The sequence below is a fragment of the Colwellia sp. F1 genome (assembly GCF_056238625.1).
In genome coordinates this window covers 1-2,613 of sequence record NZ_JBWDLI010000073.1, presented here as the reverse complement: position 1 = coordinate 2,613, position 2,613 = coordinate 1, and the positions used below count along the sequence as shown (strand labels likewise).

The following is a 2,613-nucleotide window of genomic DNA, read 5'->3' as shown; positions in this document are numbered from 1 at the left end:
GGATAGTTTTATCAACCATGTGATGCGCCGTGTTTCCGAGCACTACCCCGATGTGCTGATCGAGATTAAAACAGGGATTTATTACCCCCGAGAACCCCATGAAATGGTGGCCAGCGACGAGGTGGATATCGCGATTACCTACGGCCCCATTTCAGACCCACGGTTAGTGGTGCACTCCTTTGAACGAGGGCCATTGTGTGCGCTGGTAGCACCGTCCCACCGGCTTGCTCGCCAAGAGAGCGTGTCGATCACAGAGTTATTACAGCACAAGTTGATTTTTTTACCGGATGTCTCGGGCTCTCAGCAGTTCGTCAATGCGCTATTTGGTGCTGCCGGGCAGTTGGCTACGCCTGCCTATCGCTGCAACCTGCATTCGGTGTCTCGAAGGATGGCTTGTGCCGGGATTGGCGTGTCGTTTATGACGGCTGCTGCTGCACGCAGTGAAATAAATGCGGGTTTGCTGAAGGCGATTCCCATTGATCACCCTATGGCGGCTAGCAGCCAGGGCAATTTGGTGCGTAGAGTCGGCAGAAGACTTTCACCCGCTGCCGACTATTTATGGAAGTTAATGATGGCGATGCAGTGATGTGCTGGTGTATCAGTTAGCCATCATGTACACGCCTGGACCAATTGGCCAGCCCATCGCCAGCCAGAACATCAAAAACGTTGACCAGGCGAGCAAAAAGCCTATGGCTAACGGCAGCATGGTGGCTATCAACGTGCCTAGCCCCATATCTGGCTTATAACGCTGCATATACACCAGTGCTACCGAAAAATACGGGCACATAGGGGAGATAATGTTAGTGCTGGAATCGCCTATGCGGAACATTGCCAACACAAAGGCTGGGTCGAAGTCGATCATCATCAGCATCGGTACGAATACCGGAGCCATTAACGCCCACTGAGCGGAGCCACTGGTCATAAAGACATTCAGTACTGCGCTCATCGCAATAAACGCGCCTACCAGCGGCAGCCCGGTAAACCCGGTGCTTTGTAGAATGTTGGAGCCTTCGATAGCAATAAACTGCCCCAGTTCTGACCAGCGGAAATAAGCAATAAACTGCGAAATGGCAAAGAACAGTACTAGAGTCGGTGCTAGGTCACTGGCAGACTCCGCCATGCGTTGTGGTACATCGCGACTGCTGGTGATCTTGCCGGTGGTGATGCCATAGACCAAGCCAATAGTGACGAAATAGCCAAACATCAGTGGCACGAGTGAGCGCAAAAAGGGTGACGGAATCAAGCCGCCTTCTTCATTACGCAGTGGTGATGCTTCGGGAACCACGGCAATTAAGATCAGCGCTAGGTAAATCAGTGTGGCAACGCCTACCCGCTTTAGGCCGCGCTTTTCTGCGTCGGTTAATGTCGGTTTTATGATGTCAGTTTTAAAGTCTTTACTTATCGGCAGGGTGCGCTGCAGCCTCGGCTCTACGATTTTATCGATAATTAACGTGCCAATAATTGCCAGTACAAACACTGAGCAGGCCACGAAGTAGTAGTTATCAACAGGTGAAACGTAGGCGTCTGGGTCTACCAAACGTGCGGCTTCCGTGGTTATGCCAGCAAACAGCGCATCCCCGACGGTAATGAATAGGCTGGCATCAAACCCGGCGCCTGCCGCCGCGTAGGCAGCGGCGGCACCGGCGATTGGGTGGCGGCCCACCGAGTAGTACACCATAGCGGCTAGCGGGATCAGAATCAGGTAGTTGGCATCAGAGGCAATACTGCCGCAAATACCCGCCATAAAAACGCAGAAAGTAAGCAGCGCGGGTGGTGCTTTCGCCACGCTCACCTGCATCAACGTCGACATCAAGCCCACCTTGTCGGCCAAACCAATGCCGAACATCACCACCAAAATAAGGCCGAGGGGTGGGAAGTTAACGAAGTTACTGACCACGCTGGTCAGCATGAACTCAATGCCATCGGCCGAGAGTAGACTGCGTACCTGAACCACCGCGTCGGTTTGCGGGTTAACCGCTGAAACGCCGAGTGAAGAAAGCAGGGTTGAGAGGATTACAACCGTGCCTGCTAAAATGACAAAGAGAATAAATGGGTGTGGGAGCTTGTTACCCACACGCTCAATAGATGAAAGAACACCTTGCATCGTATTAATCCTTTTTTCTTAACGTTATTTTTTTAATCGTAATGAGAGGCCTGCAGAGAATTAAGTGCGTGATAACAGCTCTTTTGCCAACGCCACAAACATCCCGCCTGCAACTGGTAGAACAGCATCGTTAAAATCGTAGTGCTCGTTGTGCAGATAGGCGCTATCGCCATTACCGACAAAAAAGAAGCATCCCGGTACTTCCTGTAGGTAGAACGCGAAATCCTCCGCCCCCATGGTGGGCATATAGTCCAACTGCTGAATGTCGTGACTTACTGCGTACTTGTTGGCAATTGTTAGCACGCGTTCTGACCACGCAGAGTCGTTAACCAGGGGGGGCACCTGGTGGAGGTGTTCCAGATGAAACTGCGCACTGTGGGCTGCGCATACGCCCGCGGTTACCTGCTCAAGCTTGCCTGCGAGCGCATCGCGTGACGAGGGACGATCGCTGCGGATATTCACTAACAGTTCGGCTTGGCCAGGAATCACATTGGCGGCGTCGCCAGCAT

3 protein-coding genes are annotated in these 2,613 nt (G+C 52.6%); 1 reads left to right on the top strand and 2 read right to left on the bottom strand.

Translation table 11 applies throughout. From position 1 onward, the window contains the following. Positions 1-586, top strand: a 586-nt coding sequence (locus AC0UA9_RS17330) for a LysR substrate-binding domain-containing protein (RefSeq protein WP_475661977.1), incomplete at its 5' end; no start/stop codon positions are given. Positions 587-598: 12 nt separating this feature from the next. Here the strand turns inward: AC0UA9_RS17330 and AC0UA9_RS17325 are convergent. Then, positions 599-2,104, bottom strand: coding sequence for an AbgT family transporter (locus AC0UA9_RS17325; RefSeq protein ID WP_475661975.1), 1,506 nt, complete (start codon positions 2,102-2,104; stop codon positions 599-601). 60 nt (positions 2,105-2,164) lie between these two features. After that, positions 2,165-2,613, bottom strand: a 449-nt coding sequence (locus AC0UA9_RS17320; protein ID WP_475661974.1) for a M20/M25/M40 family metallo-hydrolase, incomplete at its 5' end; no start/stop codon positions are given.